At 58.9% G+C, this 15,662-nt stretch carries 11 protein-coding genes; 9 read left to right on the plus strand and 2 right to left on the minus strand.

Going from position 1 to position 15,662, the window contains the following annotated elements; translation table 11 throughout:
- The first annotated feature begins 72 nt into the window (after positions 1 to 72).
- The 3 genes from HNQ50_RS05195 to HNQ50_RS05205 all read left to right on the plus strand — a co-directional run bounded on the left by HNQ50_RS05195 (position 73) and on the right by HNQ50_RS05205 (position 6,884).
- Positions 73 to 1,722 carry an electron transfer flavoprotein-ubiquinone oxidoreductase gene (locus HNQ50_RS05195; RefSeq protein WP_184098318.1) on the plus strand — a complete coding sequence of 550 codons (1,650 nt, stop codon included), beginning with the start codon at positions 73 to 75 and terminating at the stop codon, positions 1,720 to 1,722.
- Between the two features lie 235 nt (positions 1,723 to 1,957).
- Positions 1,958 to 4,372, plus strand: a complete 2,415-nt coding sequence (locus tag HNQ50_RS05200; RefSeq protein ID WP_184098320.1) for an EAL domain-containing protein — start codon at positions 1,958 to 1,960, stop codon at positions 4,370 to 4,372.
- 181 nt (positions 4,373 to 4,553) lie between these two features.
- On the plus strand, positions 4,554 to 6,884 hold the full coding sequence (locus HNQ50_RS05205) for an extracellular solute-binding protein (protein WP_184098322.1): 2,331 nt from the start codon (positions 4,554 to 4,556) through the stop codon (positions 6,882 to 6,884).
- A gap of 114 nt (positions 6,885 to 6,998) precedes the next feature.
- On the opposite strand, the gene guaB is transcribed toward HNQ50_RS05205, so the two are convergent.
- Positions 6,999 to 8,465 carry an IMP dehydrogenase gene (gene guaB / locus HNQ50_RS05210; RefSeq protein WP_184098324.1) on the minus strand — a complete coding sequence of 489 codons (1,467 nt, stop codon included), beginning with the start codon at positions 8,463 to 8,465 and terminating at the stop codon, positions 6,999 to 7,001.
- A 475-nt stretch (positions 8,466 to 8,940) separates the two neighbouring features.
- Here guaB and HNQ50_RS05215 point away from each other — a divergent pair, with 475 nt between their 5' ends.
- The 4 genes from HNQ50_RS05215 to HNQ50_RS05230 all read left to right on the plus strand — a co-directional run bounded on the left by HNQ50_RS05215 (position 8,941) and on the right by HNQ50_RS05230 (position 13,015).
- The gene (locus HNQ50_RS05215) at positions 8,941 to 10,107 is read left to right on the plus strand and encodes a patatin-like phospholipase family protein (RefSeq protein WP_184098325.1); all 1,167 of its coding nucleotides are present in this window, start codon (positions 8,941 to 8,943) and stop codon (positions 10,105 to 10,107) included.
- A gap of 208 nt (positions 10,108 to 10,315) precedes the next feature.
- Complete coding sequence (locus HNQ50_RS05220; RefSeq protein ID WP_184098326.1) at positions 10,316 to 10,816, plus strand: disulfide bond formation protein B; 501 nt, start codon at positions 10,316 to 10,318, stop codon at positions 10,814 to 10,816.
- Positions 10,813 to 11,760 carry a hydrogen peroxide-inducible genes activator gene (locus tag HNQ50_RS05225; RefSeq protein ID WP_184098327.1) on the plus strand — a complete coding sequence of 316 codons (948 nt, stop codon included), beginning with the start codon at positions 10,813 to 10,815 and terminating at the stop codon, positions 11,758 to 11,760. Before HNQ50_RS05220 ends, HNQ50_RS05225 begins: the two co-directional genes overlap by 4 nt.
- Positions 11,761 to 11,863: 103 nt before the next feature.
- A complete protein-coding gene (locus tag HNQ50_RS05230; RefSeq protein ID WP_184098328.1) occupies positions 11,864 to 13,015 on the plus strand; it encodes an NAD(P)/FAD-dependent oxidoreductase in 1,152 nt (383 codons plus the stop codon).
- Between the two features lie 138 nt (positions 13,016 to 13,153).
- Here the strand turns inward: HNQ50_RS05230 and HNQ50_RS22295 are convergent, their stop codons facing one another.
- A complete protein-coding gene (locus HNQ50_RS22295) occupies positions 13,154 to 13,888 on the minus strand; it encodes an SPOR domain-containing protein (protein ID WP_184098329.1) in 735 nt (244 codons plus the stop codon).
- Between the two features lie 165 nt (positions 13,889 to 14,053).
- On the opposite strand from HNQ50_RS22295, the gene ndk reads away from it, so the two are divergent.
- Both ndk and rlmN read left to right on the plus strand, forming a co-directional pair.
- Positions 14,054 to 14,479: a nucleoside-diphosphate kinase gene (gene ndk, locus HNQ50_RS05240; RefSeq protein WP_184098330.1), complete on the plus strand. Its 426-nt coding sequence runs from the start codon at positions 14,054 to 14,056 to the stop codon at positions 14,477 to 14,479.
- Positions 14,480 to 14,505: 26 nt separating this feature from the next.
- A complete protein-coding gene (gene rlmN, locus HNQ50_RS05245) occupies positions 14,506 to 15,630 on the plus strand; it encodes a dual-specificity RNA methyltransferase RlmN (protein WP_184098331.1) in 1,125 nt (374 codons plus the stop codon).
- The last annotated feature ends 32 nt before the right edge of the window (positions 15,631 to 15,662 follow it).

Raw genomic sequence — 15,662 nt, forward strand, 5'->3', positions numbered from 1 at the left:
TGTGGCCTGACCCTTGGTTGTTCTTCTTTACCTTTATCTATTCACTCAATTCAACCTCTATCCAGGTGTTTCATGCAGCGCGATGTAATGGAATATGACGTAGTAATCGTTGGTGCCGGTCCGGCCGGCTTGTCGGCGGCCATTCGCTTCAAGCAACTGGCGCAGCAAGCCGGGCAGGATTTCAGCGTATGTGTGCTGGAAAAAGGCGCGCAAGTGGGCGCGCATCTTTTATCTGGTGCGGTGCTGGACCCTGTGGCGCTCAATGAACTGATCCCCGACTGGCGTGAGCGGGGTGCACCCCTCCATACCGCGGTGACGCACGATCGTTTTCTGGTACTGGATGAAGACCTGGCCTGGACTATCCCGGATGTCATGATTCCGCGGCTGATGCGTAATCATGGTAACTACATCATCAGTCTGGGGGAGTTTGGTAGCTGGCTGGCCGGGCAAGCCGAAGCGCTGGGTGTCGAAATCTACCCCGGCTTTGCGGTGGCAGATGCGGTGTATGCCGAAGATGGCTCGGTCAAGGGTGTGCTGTGTGGCGATATGGGCATTGGTAAGGACGGCAAGCCCAAGGCCGACTTTACGCCGGGGATTGAAATCCATGCGCGTTACACCCTGGTCGCGGAGGGCGCGCGGGGCTCGCTCACCCAGGTGCTTGAGCGTCAATTCAAACTGCGGGACAACACACAGGTACAAAAATTCGGCCTGGGGATCAAGGAGTTGTGGCGCGTTCCCAAAGACCGGCACGAAGCCGGGCTGGTATTGCATACGCTGGGGTGGCCGCTGGGCGGGCGCGCGGGCGGTGGGGCGTTTATCTATCACATGGGCGAAGATCTGATATCGCTCGGCCTGGTGACCCATCTGGACTACGCCAATCCGTCCTTGTCCCCGTATGAAGAGTTCCAGCGTTTGAAACGACACCCGGCCATTGCCGCCATGCTGCAAGGCGGGGAACGTATCGGCTATGGTGCGCGGGCCATTACGGAAGGCGGCTGGCAATCCTTGCCGGAACTGGCGTTCCCCGGCGGGCTGTTGCTGGGCTGTGCGGCGGGTATGGTCAACGTGCCGCGTATCAAGGGCAATCACAATGCCATGAAGAGTGGCATGCTGGGGGCAGAGGCCGCGTTTGACGCTTTGGTGGCTGGCCGTGCCCACGATACCTTGACAACTTACGCCGATGCCGTGGCGCAAAGCTGGATCGGGCGCGAGTTGCGCCAGGTCCGCAATATCAAACCGGCGCTGTCGCGTTTTGGCGGGTTGTTGGGCACGCTCTACGCCGGTGCTGAACTGTGGCTGGATCAACTGGGCTTGACCGTGCCGTGGACGCTCAAACACACCAAAGCAGACTACGCGACCCTCAAGAGTGCACGGGAAATGCCGAAATTGGTGTATCCGCTGCCCGATGGGGTGTTGACATTTGACAAGGCATCCTCTTTGCAACTGTCCAACACCTGGCATGAGGCCGATCAACCGCCACACCTTGCTTTGGCGCATCCGGAGGAGCATATCAGTGTGAATCTGGCTGTCTATGGTTCGCCTGAATCACACTATTGTCCGGCGGGTGTGTACGAGATCGTGCAGCGGCAGGGGCAGCCTGCATTGCAGATCAACGCGCAAAACTGCCTGCACTGCAAAACCTGTGATATCAAGGATCCGTCCAGAAATATCACCTGGCTGGTGCCCGAAGGGGGCGGCGGGCCGGGTTACCAGGGGATGTAGCTGTAAGACTGGTCGACGGAAAAGTGTTTGTTTTTGGCTGCGTATACGGTGTTCTGCTGATCAGTTTGTCTTGTTCTATGGTTTAATGGGTTTACAAAAAATTAAAAACTTTCTTACATCGTAAGAATTTGGATGGTTGCGGGTGCAAACGTAATGCAATGGTTTGTACCGGCGCAGGGCGTCGTTTATGCTCCGCAACAGTCATTGGACTCTCAGAACGAAGCCCCACACAGTGATGCAACAACTGCTCGCGCGGCTGCGCGTTTTTTCCCGGGAAAACCGGCTGGCTCTGCGACTGGTCGTCGCCGTGATGGTGACGAGCGTGCTGGTCGCTGCATCGCTGGCGTTTTTCCTGGCGCGCCAGGAATACCAGCGCAGCCTCTCCCAGATCCGCTCTGACCTGGAAACCCTCTCGCGCAGCGTTCGGCCACAACTGGCGGTCAATCTGTGGCTGGTCAACACCGAAGCGGTGCGCACCCAGCTCAACTCTTTGCTGCAAACCAAAGTGGTGGGCTACGCCGAGCTGGTGGAAACCGACGGTTCGCGCTATCAAGCCGGCGAATTGCCGTCTGACCAGCGCTCTGTGGTCAGCATGACTTTCCCGGTGGAATACCTGCATCCGCTGACCAATAAATCCGTGCGTCTGGGGCAGTTGACGCTGGTCAACACCCTTGACGGCCTTGAATCTGAAATCACGGATCAACTCAAACGCATTCTGCTCTTGCTGGTCACCGGCATGGGTGCGGCGGCGCTGGCATTTATATGGTTATATCACCGCTTGATTGCCCGGCATCTGCGTTATATCGCGGACTACACCCGTCACTTCAATTACGAACGCCTGTCCGCACCCCTGGTGCTGGCCCGGCCGCCCGGTACGGCCGACGAACTGCAAACGCTGACGGATGCCTTTAATGCCATGCGGCGCAACCTGTTGCAGGGCCTGAACGAGCGTGACACGGCCCAGCATGAGTTGCTGCGTGAAAAAGAACTGGCCGAAGCCACCTTGAGTTCGGTTGCGGACGCCATTGTTACGACCACCGCTGACGGCAAGGTCAAGCTGTTGAACCCGGCGGCAGAAACACTGACAGGGTGGCCCTTTGCCGAAGCCTCTGGCCGGCCGATTACCGATATTGTCATGACCGTGGATGAAGCCAGCGGCACACGTCTGTCCCGCTTGCTGGCCGAAGCGCTGGAAGGCGGCCATGCCGCCACGCGTGAAGTCGCCACGCTGGTGAACCGTCTGGGCCAGCGTTACCGGGTAGAGATGGCCATTGCTGCTGTGCCGGATGAACACGGTATTGGCCTTGTGGTGGCACTGCACGATATCAGCGAGGCGGAAGCCCTGACCGAGCGCCTGGCTTATCAGGCCACGCATGATGAACTGACCGGGCTGACCAACCGCCGTGGCTTTATGGGCTCATTGGTACAAGCCAGCGAAACCGTGCGCGAGAGCGGCAGACCCTGCGTCTTGATGCAGCTTGACCTGGACCAGTTCAAGCTGGTCAATGACACCTGTGGTCACCTGGCTGGTGACGAGTTGCTGCGGCAACTGGCGCGCCAATTGCTGGAAATTGTCCCGATCGGGGTGCAAGTGGGGCGCTTGGGGGGCGATGAGTTTGGCTTCCTGATGCACGACGCCACCACCGAACAAGCCCAGCAACTGGCCGACCGTATTTTGCAAGCGCTTGAACAGTACCGTTTTGTCTGGCAAGACCGCCCGTTTACCGTCACTGGCAGTATGGGGCTGGTGATCATGGATACCGAGGCGCGCAATCTGCAAGAAGTGATCAGCCGGGCAGACGTGGCCTGTTTTGCTGCCAAGGAAGCGGGGCGTAACCGCCTCTCCTGGTATCGCGGTGGTGAAGTGAATCTGGAGCAGCGCCACAACGAACTGCAATTGCTGGCCACCTTGCGGCAGGCCGCTGAACTGAACTGGTTCCAGTTGTATTTCCAGCCCATTGTCTCCTCGGTCGATGCGGATGAATTGCACTATGAAGTGCTGCTGCGACTGGTGGGAGAGAACAGCAAAGTGATCTCGCCGGGGGCGTTTATTCCGGCCGCCGAACGCTATGACTTGATGGCGACCATTGATCGCTGGGTGGTGTCGCACGCCATCAGTTTCCTCGCGGCTCAGGAACGCTCGGGTCGGCCCATGCCGATGTTGTCGGTCAATTTGTCCGGCAAATCGCTCAATCGCCAGACGCTGGCCTTTGTACTGGAGCGGCTGGATGAATCCAGTGTGCCGCCAGAAAACCTGTGTTTCGAAATCACCGAAACCAGCGCCATTGCCAACATCAAAGAATCCACCCTGTTTATTGAGGCGCTGCGCACGCGCGGCTGTCGCTTTGCGCTGGATGACTTTGGCAGCGGCTTCTCTTCATTCACTTACCTGAAAACACTACCGGTCGATTACCTCAAAATCGACGGCAGCCTGGTGCGTGACATCGTGGAAGACCATGTCAGCCTGCAAATGGTGATTGCGGTGAACCACATCGCCCACGCCATGGGACGCCAGACCATTGCGGAATACGTCGAATCTGCCGCGATTGCCGACAAGCTACGCGAGATTGGCGTCGACTATTTGCAGGGATACCACATTGGTATTCCCTCGCCCAATATGGTGCTGGAGCCCGCCAGATATAGCGCCTGAGTGGTCCCGATGGGTATGTAAGTATTCTTCCCGATTGGTGAAACAACTCGCCCGCCGCACAGTGTGCCGGGCGGGTTTGTTTTTATGAGAAGGGCAATGACGCGGGGGCGCGTCACGCCATGCTCAGTCGATATAAATAACAGCAACAGATAAAGCTATAAGCGGTTCTTGGGAGGTACAAATGACGATGCGCATGCGCTTGATGCTGCCGGTGATGCTGGTGGCGCTATTGGGTTTTGGCGTTACGCTGGGATATGTGTTGTTTGGGCAGGGCCTGGCGCTGGACGGGCTGGCTTATACATTCGCCGCATTCAGTTTGCTGGCTTTGGCTGGTGTGGTCTGGTTTGCCGCCGGCTTTGCGCTGCAGCCCATCAATACCTTGCAACGCAGCTTGCAGGATATGGTCGGTGGCAAAGCAGGTTTGTCGGTCCGCTTTGCAGAAGAGGGCGAACTGGCGGAGCTGACGCGCCCGTTGAATCAGTTTGTGAGCACACAGCAATCCGTGCTGCGTGAAATCCAGCGGGAAATGGAAGCGCTGGCCCTGAGCCTGCACGAACTCACCGCCGTAACCACACAAATTTCCAACGATACGCGCGTACAGTCTGATCACGCGTCGGCCTCTGCGGCCACCGTGGGACAGATTACGCAGAGTATCTCCAGCATTGCCTTGCGTGCGCGGGACGTGGATGAAGCCGTGCTGGATACCCAGTCGATCTCCAGCGAAAGCGCGCAAGCGGTGATGGGCGTCTCCAGTGAGGTGGCTGAGGTGGCAACCGCCATGCAGTCGCTAGGCACTGCCATGGATAACCTCAGCCAGCGCGCCCGCGAAATCAGCGGCATTGTGGTGGTGATCAAGGAAATTGCGGATCAGACCAATCTGTTGGCCCTGAATGCCGCCATTGAAGCGGCCCGAGCCGGCGAGCAAGGGCGTGGTTTTGCGGTGGTGGCCGATGAAGTCCGCAAACTGGCCGAGCGCAGTTCTTCTGCCACCGTGGATATCGCCCGGCGGATTGATCTGGTGAACGCGGAGACCAATGCCGTGTTGTCCGACATGACCCGAACCTCAACCGGCGTCGCACAAAGCGTGGACAAGGCGGAACACGCGCGCAAGCACATGCTGGCTATTTCTGGGCGCATGGACGAAGTAGCCCAGGTCGTGCGGCAGATTGCCGATGCCACGGCCGAACAATCTTCCGCCACCGAATCCATGGCGCGTTCCACAGAGCGGGCCAGCGGGATGACCCGGGCAACGGATTCGGCGCTGCATCAGGCCCGCCAGACCTTGCAAAGCGTGGATGAGCGCGCCAAAACGCTCTTGAGCGCAGTCGGCAAGTTTCATCTGGCGGACGTGGAAGTGCTGCACTGGTGGTTGTCACGCAGTGAAGCGCGCGCCGTGTTTGAACTGAAAACCCGCCTGAACGCACAGGGCCATCACTGGATGGATACCCGCACCAGTGGCGGCGACCCGATGGCGGCGCTCAATTCCCGCGTGCAATCGGGTAATGCGCCGACCGCCGCCGCCAACCGCATCATCAATATTGGCAAGTGGTCCAAAATGGGTGTGCTGGCCGATCTGAACGAGATCGCCCAGCGGCAGCGCTGGTCCAGCGTGCTGCCGGCCGTGCTGGATAAAATGATCCAGGTAGATGGCAAGTATGTCGCCGTGCCGCTGGGTGCGGCGCGCGTGAATACCCTGTGGGTGAACCTGCCGCTGATTCGTCAGGTGAATGGCCAGCAGCCGCGCACATGGGATGATTTCTTTGCGCTGTGCGACAAACTCAAGGCGGCGGGTATTACACCGCTGGCGGTGGGTGAGCAAGACTGGCAGATCGCCACCATGCTCGAAACCATCATCCTCGCTGAGGGAGCCGAGTTTCACCGCAACTGCTTTGTGAAGCTGGATGCTGGCGTGTTGGGTGGCGCGGGCATGGCGCGGGCGCTGGAGCGTTTCCGCCGCCTTAAGCCCTATTGCACGGAAGACGCGGCCGGGCGGGACTGGAACCTGGCGACGGTGGACGTCATCAACGGGCGTGCTGCCATGCAGATCATGGGCGACTGGGCCAAACCGGAGTTCATGCAGGCCGGTAAAGCGCAGGGCAAAGACTACATGGGTTGGGCTGCACCGGCGGCGGCGGGAGAATTCAGTTTTGCCTGCGACTCGCTCATCATGTTCAAGCAAAAAGATACGGACATGCAGGTGGCACAGCGTGATCTGGTCGAAATGCTGATGGGCCAGGAAGGCCAGGAAGCGTTCAACTTCTTCAAGGGCAATGTACCCGCGCGATCTGATACCCCCATGAGCCGCTACGACGGGTACTCTCAGGAAACGGCGCGTTCTTTTGCACAGGCCGCCAACGCCAATGTATTGGTGCCGTCTTGGGCGCACAGCCAATGTTTGCCGGAAGAAGTGCGGGGCGCCATTTTCGAGATTACCCTGAAGTTCTGGCGCAACGGCAATATGAGCGCGAGCGATGCCGCGCGCATGATGGGTGAAGCCGCCCGGCGTGGTTGATGGGTGAGGGTGGGTTGGTCCTGCCGCAGCAAATAGAGCCAGTTCACCCGGTACCACCAACAAAAAGCCCCGCAATTGCGGGGCTTTTTGTTGGTCAACCATCAATATGGAGGATTACTCCACGCGATAGTTCGGTGCTTCCTTGGTGATCTGCACATCATGCACGTGCGATTCACGAATACCGGCAGAAGTGATCTGCACGAACTCGGCTTTCTCGTGCATCTGGGCAATGGTCGCGCAACCCAGATAACCCATGGAAGAACGCAGACCGCCCACCAGTTGGTGAACAATTGCCGTTACCGGGCCCTTGTACGGGACACGGCCTTCAATGCCTTCCGGCACCAGTTTGTCGGCGTTGGCGGTGTTTTCTTCCTGGAAGTAACGGTCGCTGGAGCCTTGCTGCATGGCACCCAGGGAACCCATGCCACGATAGCTCTTGTAAGAACGACCCTGGTACAGTTCAACTTCACCCGGTGCTTCTTCGGTACCTGCCAGCAGGCCACCCAGCATGACGGTGTGGGCACCGGCAGCAATAGCCTTGGCGATATCACCAGAGAAGCGGATGCCGCCGTCAGCGACCAACGGCACGCCTGTGCCAGCCAGTGCGTCAGCAACGTTGGCGACTGCGGAAATTTGCGGCACACCTACGCCGGCCACGATCCGCGTGGTGCAGATAGAACCCGGGCCGATGCCTACCTTGACGGCATCAGCACCCGCATCAACCAGTGCACGGGCGGCAGCGGCAGTGGCGATATTGCCGCCAATCACCTGAACATTCGGGAAATTGCGTTTAACCCAGTTCACGCGGTTCAGCACCCCGGCGCTATGACCGTGGGCGGTGTCGACCACAATGACGTCCACACCGGCTTCGGCCAGCAGGGCCACGCGTTCTTCCGTGCCATCACCCGTACCCACCGCTGCACCAACGCGCAGACGGCCCAGCTCATCTTTGGAGGCCAGCGGATGTTCGCTGGTCTTGATGATGTCTTTCACGGTGATCAGGCCACGCAGCTGGAAGCTGTCATTCACCACCAGCACACGCTCCAGCTTGTGGTCATGCATCAGGTGGCGGGCTTCATCGATCGATGCGCCTTCACGCACGATCACCAGCTTGTCTTTTTGCGTCATGACGCTGGAGACGGGCACATCAAGACGGGTTTCAAAACGCAGATCGCGGTTGGTGATGATGCCAACCAGCTGGCCTTTGGCATCAATGACCGGGAAACCGGAAATACGATGTTGTCGGGACAGATTCAGTACATCGCGCACCAGCATGTCAGGCGACACGACCAGCGGGTCTTTCACCACGCCGGATTCATACCGTTTGACTTTGGAAACTTCAGCCGCTTGCAGCTTGGCAGACATGTTTTTGTGAACGATACCAATGCCGCCTTCCTGAGCGATGGCAATCGCCAGAGGGGCTTCGGTCACGGTATCCATGGCTGCGGAGATCAGCGGCAGGTTGAGCCGGATGTCACGAGTAAACTGGGTACCAAGGCTAACGTCGCGAGGGAGGACGTCAGAATGGGCCGGGACGAGCAGAACGTCGTCGAAGGTCAGGGCTTGCTGCACGATGCGCATGTGCGAATCCTTTCACGCCAAAAGTCGATTATACCGGGTATGCCACCGTAAGACTATGCCGACGTACTGACGTTTTACCGGTGCCGTGTTGCAATTTGTACAAGGTGGCGGTGGCTGGCAGTGACTTCAAGGGCCCGTCAGGCGGCGCGCGGGACGGGGGCGCCAACGGCACGGCGCGCGCCAGGGTTGAAGTGCTGCGCTTGCGCGTTGCAACGCCTTTTCTCTTTCCTCTCTCTTTTATATATGCGATCACAGCGGGTCCTGTCGCGTTCGCGCAGCACCTGGTGCGGGGCAAAAGGCGCAGAACACCTGCTTTCTTTCATGCTGCCGTGCTGTTGCGTAGTATGGGATTCAACATCGTAGAAAATCGCCGTGAAACGGCGCTGCGGGCTAACCCGGCGGGCGGTGACAAGAAAACGGGGTAGTCATCCCGGTACAAGCGGCAACGACCGCAATCCACAACAAGGAGGACGGCATGGAGCATGCCGGGGCGACACTGCATCAACAAGAAAAGGGGGTGTGCGCGCTGATCTTGTCCGGCGGCGGCGCGCGGGCGGCCTATCAGGTGGGGGTTTTGCTGGCGGTGGCGCGCATCTGGCGTCACGGTGAGGCCAACCCGTTCCCGATTATTTGTGGTACTTCGGCCGGGGCCATCAATGCGGCCGGGCTGGCTTCCCGGGCCAGTGCATTTCAGTCTTCCGTGCGCCATCTGGCGCGTTCCTGGTTATTGCTTTCGCCTGATCGGGTTTACCGCGCCAGCGTCATGGCGCTGATCAAAAGCGCGGGCCATTGGGTGATTTCCGTGCTGGCGGGCGGTTTGGGGGAACGCAACCCCAAATCCTTGCTGGATAACGCGCCACTGCGTGATCTATTAAGTGAGCTCGTGGATTTTGACGGCATTGGTCGCGCCGTCGAGGATGGCGCTCTGCTTGCGCTGGCGATTACTGCGTCCGGATATACCTCGGGCCAGTCCGTCAGCTTCTTCCAGGGCGCTGCAGCACTGCCTGATACCTGGCAGCGAGCCTCACGCGTGGGTGTGCGTGCGGATATTTCGGTCGAGCACCTGATGGCATCCAGCGCTATTCCACTGGTTTTCCCTGCGGCGCGCATCAACCGGGAATACTTTGGTGATGGTTCGGTACGGCAAATTGCGCCCCTTAGCCCGGCCATTCACCTGGGGGCGAACAAGCTGCTGGTGGTTGGAGTAGCGCCCCATGCAGAGCCACCTGCGCGGGAAAAGGTCAATGAGTACCCCTCGCTGGCGCAAGTCACCGGTCATTTGCTCAATAGTGTGTTCCTCGACGCGCTGGAGGCCGACCTGGAGCGTGTCCAGCGCGTCAACAACACCATCTCCTTGTTGTCTGAAGAGGTGCTTGCCGCACATCGCACCAGCCTGCGCCCACTGCAAGTGTTGACCATTGCGCCATCGCGCCCCCTGGAGCGCCTGGTTATGCCGCACCGCAAGCGCTTTCCGCCCGGGTTGCGCTTCTTGTTGGGTGGGTTGGGGGCCTTCAGGCGGCAGGGTTCTATCCTCTCCAGTTATCTGTTGTTTCATGGGGACTACGTGCGGCAACTGATCAAACTGGGATATCGCGATGCCATGAAGCGCCGGCGGGAACTGGAACAGTTTCTGGCTGACTGAGTCATCACGCCGGGACGGGGGCATACGGGCTTGTCATCGACATAATCTTTGCTGGTAGAATATTGATTGAAAAAATCAATCGATCAGCGCGATAGGCAATGCTGGCGATTCCCACTGCAGGTCATGTTGCCCGCTGGCGTTTTTACCCGCGATGACTGGCGTTTGCCGGGCAATTTCCCCAAACGTGTTTCCTGTGAGAAGGTGAGTTATGTTCGTTCGTTGGCGGCTGGGTTTTCTGGCACTGAGCCTGATTTGCGGCGGTGCTATTGGATACGCGTTGTACCTGCAATATCAAGAATTCCTGAGTCCGTGCCCGCTGTGTATTTTTCAGCGTGTCGGCATTATCTCGTTTGGCCTTGTCTCTTTGCTGGCGGCGTTGTTTCCTTTGCGCCGTGCAACCTGGTTCTGGCCGGCGCTACTCACGCTTGTGGGATTGGCAGGCGCCAGCGTGTCGGCCCGTCAGGTTTATCTGCAATATTTTCTGACTGACAAATCGTCGCTGGGCTCTTGCGGGCCGGGCCTTGAGTACATGCTGGATAACCAGCCGTGGCTGCAGGTATTCCGCTCTGTGCTGGTCGGACATGGCGAATGCGCTGTGATTGACTGGAAATTTCTGGGCCTGTCGCTGCCGTGCTGGACGCTGGTGTTGTTCCTGGCGTTGATTGCGGCCGCGTGGCTGATCCGTGCCTGGCAAGGAGGGCGCAAGTGACCCTGACAGAACTGCGTTATATCGTGGCAGTGGCGCGTGAGCGCCACTTTGGCCGTGCTGCCAATAGCTGTTTTGTATCGCAGCCGACTTTGTCGGTGGCGGTGAAGAAGCTGGAAGACGAACTGGGCGTCACGCTGTTCGAGCGCGCGGCGGGCGAAGTGACGCTGACACCTATTGGTGAGCGCGTGGTTGAGCAGGCCCAGCGCGTGCTGGAAGAAGTCCAGGTGGTCAAACAGTTGGCGGAGCAGGGTAAAGATCCGCTGGCGGGGGCTTTGCGGCTGGGCATTATCTATACCATCAGCCCTTATCTATTACCGCACCTGATCCCGCATCTGCGTGAAGCCGCGCCGCAAATGCAGATTTTGCTGGAAGAAAACTACACTGGCCGCCTGGCGGAGATGCTCAAGCAGGGCGAAATCGACGTCGCTATCCTGGCGGAGCCGTTCCATGAGCCAGGTATCGCGACGCAAGCGGTCTATGACGAGCCATTTGTAGTGGCCACACCCAAAGGGCATCACTGGGAGAAAGAGCGCGCCATTGATGCCTCCATGCTGGCTGAAGAGAACGTGCTGTTGCTCTCTCCGGGTAACTGTTTCCGCGATCATGTGCTGCAGACCTGTCCGGACCTGAACCGTGAAAGCCTGCCAACGGGTAGCTTGCAGCGGACCTTGCAGGGCTCTTCGCTGACGACCATTCGCCATATGGTGGCTGGCGGTATCGGCGTCACCGTGTTGCCGGCAACCTCGGTGACGGCGGCGGACGAATCCTTGCTGAGTATTCGCCCGTTTACCGAACCCGTGCCGACCCGGCGCGTGGTGCTGGCCTGGCGCCGCAATTTCCCGCGGCTGGCTGCGGTCGAAGCGGTGCGCAATGCCATGCTGGCGAGCGATCTGCCGGAAGTCACTTTTCTTGATACGCAAGACCCGGTGCCGGTTGCGGCCTGAGGTCTGCGGTGGCGGGCGGCATGATGTGCTGCCTGCCTATCTTGTTTTTCTTGTCCCGTTTTGAATGCCCCCTTCGCTTGAAGGGGGCTGGAGTCAATCATTCATGGCATTGCCTGTCGTTATCATTGGGGCCGGTCTGGCCGGTTACAACCTGGCCCGCGAGTTCCGCAAACTCGATGCCGAAACCGGTCTGGTGGTCATTGCCGGCGACGCGGCCGATTTCTATTCCAAGCCCATGTTGTCCAATGCGCTGGCCGGTAACAAAACCCCGGCGACACTGGTGATGAAATCGGCAGAGAAAATGGAGGCTGAACTCAATGCCACCATTTTTGCGCGTACCGAAGTGGTCGGTATTGACCGCGAAAAACAGATGTTGATGCTCTCGGACGGGCAGGTACAGCCGTATCGTGATCTGGTACTGGCGGTCGGCGCCGAGCCGGTGCGCTTGCGTTTGGGGGGTGATGCGGCGGACGAAGTCTTGTCCGTCAATCATATTGATGATTTTGCCTGGTTTGCCGGCAAGCTCGACGGCGTCAAGCGCGTGGTCATCCTTGGCGGTGGTCTGATCGGCTGCGAATTTGCCAACGACTTGCTCGCTCGCGGGATTGAGCCCGTGGTGGTCGAATCTGCCGCGACACCGCTGCCGCGTCTGTTGCCGCCCCAGGCGGGGCAATGGTTTGCCGACAAAATGACTGGGGCAGGGGTGCGCTTTGTGTTTGGCGCCCTGGCCGGCGCGGTTCACGCGGCTGGCAACGGATTTGCTGTGGAATTGAGCACCGGCGAACGGCTTGAGGCTGATCTGGTCCTGTCCGCGGTGGGGTTGCACCCCAATAACAGCCTGGCGGACGCGGCCGGTTTGAAGGTGGAGCGTGGTGTAGTGGTCAATCGCCAACTGCAGACTAGCGATCCGCATATCTACGCCCTTGGCGATTGCGCCGAGGTGGAGTCGCTGCATTTGCCCTTTGTGATGCCGATCATGCATGCCGCACGGACGCTGGCACAGGTGCTGGCGGGTAAAGAAGCCAGTCTGCATTACCCGGCCATGCCGGTGCTGGTCAAAACCCCGGCGTGCCCGACGGTCGTCTCGGCTCCTGCCAAAGATGCGCAGGGTGCCTGGCAAGTTACCGTGACTGAAGAGGGCGTGGACGCGCGCTTTATTGGCCAGCAAGGGCAGTTGCTGGGATTTGCCCTGTGCGGTGTGGCGACGAAAGAGCGGCAGGCGTTGCTGCCGCAACTGCCGGCGGTGTTGGCGTGATTGTGCTGGTACAGAGATAAAAAAACGGGCTCCGGCCCGTTTTTTTATCTGCAGGTGTTGCATCCTGCGTCACAAGACCTCATTTCAAGTGCTTGAAATCGTTTTGAAAACGATTCAGTCCAGGATGCTGGTCAAGCTTTACTGGTTTTCCCGTACAACCGGTTCTATACCCAATTTGCGCAATTTGCGAATCGCCGCATCAGCATCGGCCTTGTTCTTGAACGGGCCGATCTGAACGCGGGTTTCCAGCCAGGCGGGCACACCGGCGGCTTGTAGTTGGGACAGCAGTTTGTCGGCATTGGCCGCATGCTGGAATACACCGGCCTGAATGGTATAGCCGTTGTTGCCGGCGTGCACTTCGAACTTCCCCGCAGCAACAGGGGTCTCAACAATCTTTTCCGGTGGCGGCAAATTGAGTGCCGGTTCGGCCACTTTAGGTGCGGGCGCTGGTGCCGGGGTGTTGCCTGCGGGTGGGTTTACAGGCGCCGGAGCGGCGTGACCGGGTGCTTTGACGGGGGCGGCCACTGGCGTCGTTACGGGTTGCTGTGGCGCGGGTTCCGGCGTTTCGGTCGTTGGTGCTGGTGTTGCTGCGGGTGCAGAGGCAATCACCGGCGCGCTGGCTGCAACGGGGGCAGAGGCGACGGCAGAAGCCACAGCGCTGGCCTTGATGGCCGCGATGGCGCTGGCAGCAAGGGCAAAGCGGGGTGCAACGATGGTGGGTTCAGGTTCGCCGCTCTGGCTGTGATCCAGAAACCAGATGGCGGCAAGAACGATGACGATGAGCCCGGCAGCAATGCCAAGGCGCCATGCCAGTTGCTGTTTAAGCCGGGATTGCTCGGCTTGATGCAGGATGGGGTCGAGTTGGTCGCTCATCTGCCGCAATGTTGTTGAATTTGTTATAATGTTTGGCTATTTGGCTGAAGAGCACCGATTTTTGGCCCCCGATTCAGCAGCAATGCCGTGCTGTTAGTAGCATTGCCGCATGAAGTAAACACGTAGAAACAAGTTAAGTCAAATCAACCTGGAGTAGGAAAACAAATGGCTATTGAACGTACCCTCTCGATCGTAAAGCCGGACGCTGTTGCCAAGAACGTCGTCGGCAAGATTGTCGATCGCTTCGAGTCCGCCGGCCTGAAAGTGGTTGCTGCCAAAATGAAGCAACTGTCCCGTGCTGAAGCTGAAGGCTTCTACGCAGTGCACGCAGCACGTCCTTTCTTCAAGGACCTGGTTGACTTCATGGTTTCCGGCCCGGTGTTTGTCCAGGTGCTGGAAGGCGAAGGCGCCGTGCTGAAGAACCGCGACCTGATGGGCGCAACCGATCCGAAGAAGGCAGACAAGGGCACCATCCGCGCCGACTTCGCTGAATCGATCGATGCAAACGCTGTACACGGTTCCGATAGCGCCGAAAACGCCGCGATCGAAATCGCTTATTTCTTCCCGGCTAGCGAAGTTTACAGCCGCTAAGGCGTAGACGACGCGGGAGCACTGGTATGTCGGTCAATTTGCTGGATTACGATGCCGAAGGCCTTACCGAGCTGATGATCAGCTACGGTGAGAAGCCGTTTCGCGCTAAACAGTTGATGAAGTGGGTTCACCAGCACGGTGAGGCCGACTTCAACAACATGACCGATATTGCCAAGGGCTTTCGGGAAAAACTGGCGGCGGGCGCAGTCGTGCGCTCGCCCGCCATGCTGGCTGAACATGTGGCCAGCGACGGCACCACCAAGTGGTTGCTGGATGTCAATGTCGGCAACGGCATCGAAACCGTGTTCATTCCTGAGGATGATCGCGGCACCTTGTGTATTTCGTCGCAAGTAGGTTGTGCGCTGGAGTGTTCGTTCTGTTCGACCGGCGCCCAGGGTTTTAACCGCAATCTCTCCGTGGGCGAAATCATTGGTCAGTTGTGGTGGGCCAATCGCCGCCTGAGTGCCGAACAGGCCCGCGTCGGTGTGCCTGTCAACGAAGATACCCGCATTGTCACCAACGTGGTGATGATGGGCATGGGCGAGCCCCTTGCCAATTTTGAAAATGTGGTCAAAGCCCTGCGGCTGATGCTGGACGACAATGCCTACGGTTTGTCGCGCCGCCGTGTGACCTTGTCCACCTCCGGCATTGTGCCGGCGATGGATCGTTTGCGTGATGCGGTGCCGGTGGCGCTTGCCGTCAGTCTGCACGCCTCCAACGATCGTCTGCGCGATGAAATCGTGCCTATCAACAAGAAATACCCGCTGGCGCAGTTGCTGGCAGCCTGTAACCGCTATCTGGAAAAGGCGCCGCGCGACTTCATTACCTTTGAATATGTGATGCTTGCCGGTGTGAACGATCAGCCAGAGCATGCACGAGAATTGATTGCGTTGCTGCGCGACACCCCCTGCAAGCTGAATCTCATTCCATTCAATCCCTTCCCGAATTCGGGCTACAACCGTTCCGGCCGTGATGCTATCCTCGCGTTCCGGGATATCCTGATGAACGCTGGCTACATCGTCACTGTCCGCAAAACGCGCGGCGATGACATTGATGCAGCCTGTGGCCAACTGGCCGGTCAGGTACAGGACAAGACGCGTCGCACAGCCAACCGCATGGCGACGGAGACGCGGCCCATCCAGTTCAGATAAAAATACCAATACAGGGGAAGTGGAATGATCCG

This window comes from Silvimonas terrae (assembly GCF_014202765.1).
In the GTDB taxonomy this organism is placed as follows: Bacteria; Pseudomonadota; Gammaproteobacteria; order Burkholderiales; family Chitinibacteraceae; genus Silvimonas; species Silvimonas terrae.

Coding starts and splice junctions, on each gene's coding strand:
- HNQ50_RS05230 (WP_184098328.1), top strand. CDS start 11,864: ATGGCATTGCCTGTCGTTATCATTGGGGCCGGTCTGGCCGGTTACAAC.
- rlmN (WP_184098331.1), top strand. CDS start 14,506: ATGTCGGTCAATTTGCTGGATTACGATGCCGAAGGCCTTACCGAGCTG.
- HNQ50_RS05215 (WP_184098325.1), top strand. CDS start 8,941: ATGGAGCATGCCGGGGCGACACTGCATCAACAAGAAAAGGGGGTGTGC.
- HNQ50_RS05200 (WP_184098320.1), top strand. CDS start 1,958: ATGCAACAACTGCTCGCGCGGCTGCGCGTTTTTTCCCGGGAAAACCGG.
- HNQ50_RS22295 (WP_184098329.1), bottom strand. CDS start 13,888: ATGAGCGACCAACTCGACCCCATCCTGCATCAAGCCGAGCAATCCCGG.
- HNQ50_RS05205 (WP_184098322.1), top strand. CDS start 4,554: ATGACGATGCGCATGCGCTTGATGCTGCCGGTGATGCTGGTGGCGCTA.
- HNQ50_RS05220 (WP_184098326.1), top strand. CDS start 10,316: ATGTTCGTTCGTTGGCGGCTGGGTTTTCTGGCACTGAGCCTGATTTGC.
- ndk (WP_184098330.1), top strand. CDS start 14,054: ATGGCTATTGAACGTACCCTCTCGATCGTAAAGCCGGACGCTGTTGCC.
- guaB (WP_184098324.1), bottom strand. CDS start 8,465: ATGCGCATCGTGCAGCAAGCCCTGACCTTCGACGACGTTCTGCTCGTC.
- HNQ50_RS05195 (WP_184098318.1), top strand. CDS start 73: ATGCAGCGCGATGTAATGGAATATGACGTAGTAATCGTTGGTGCCGGT.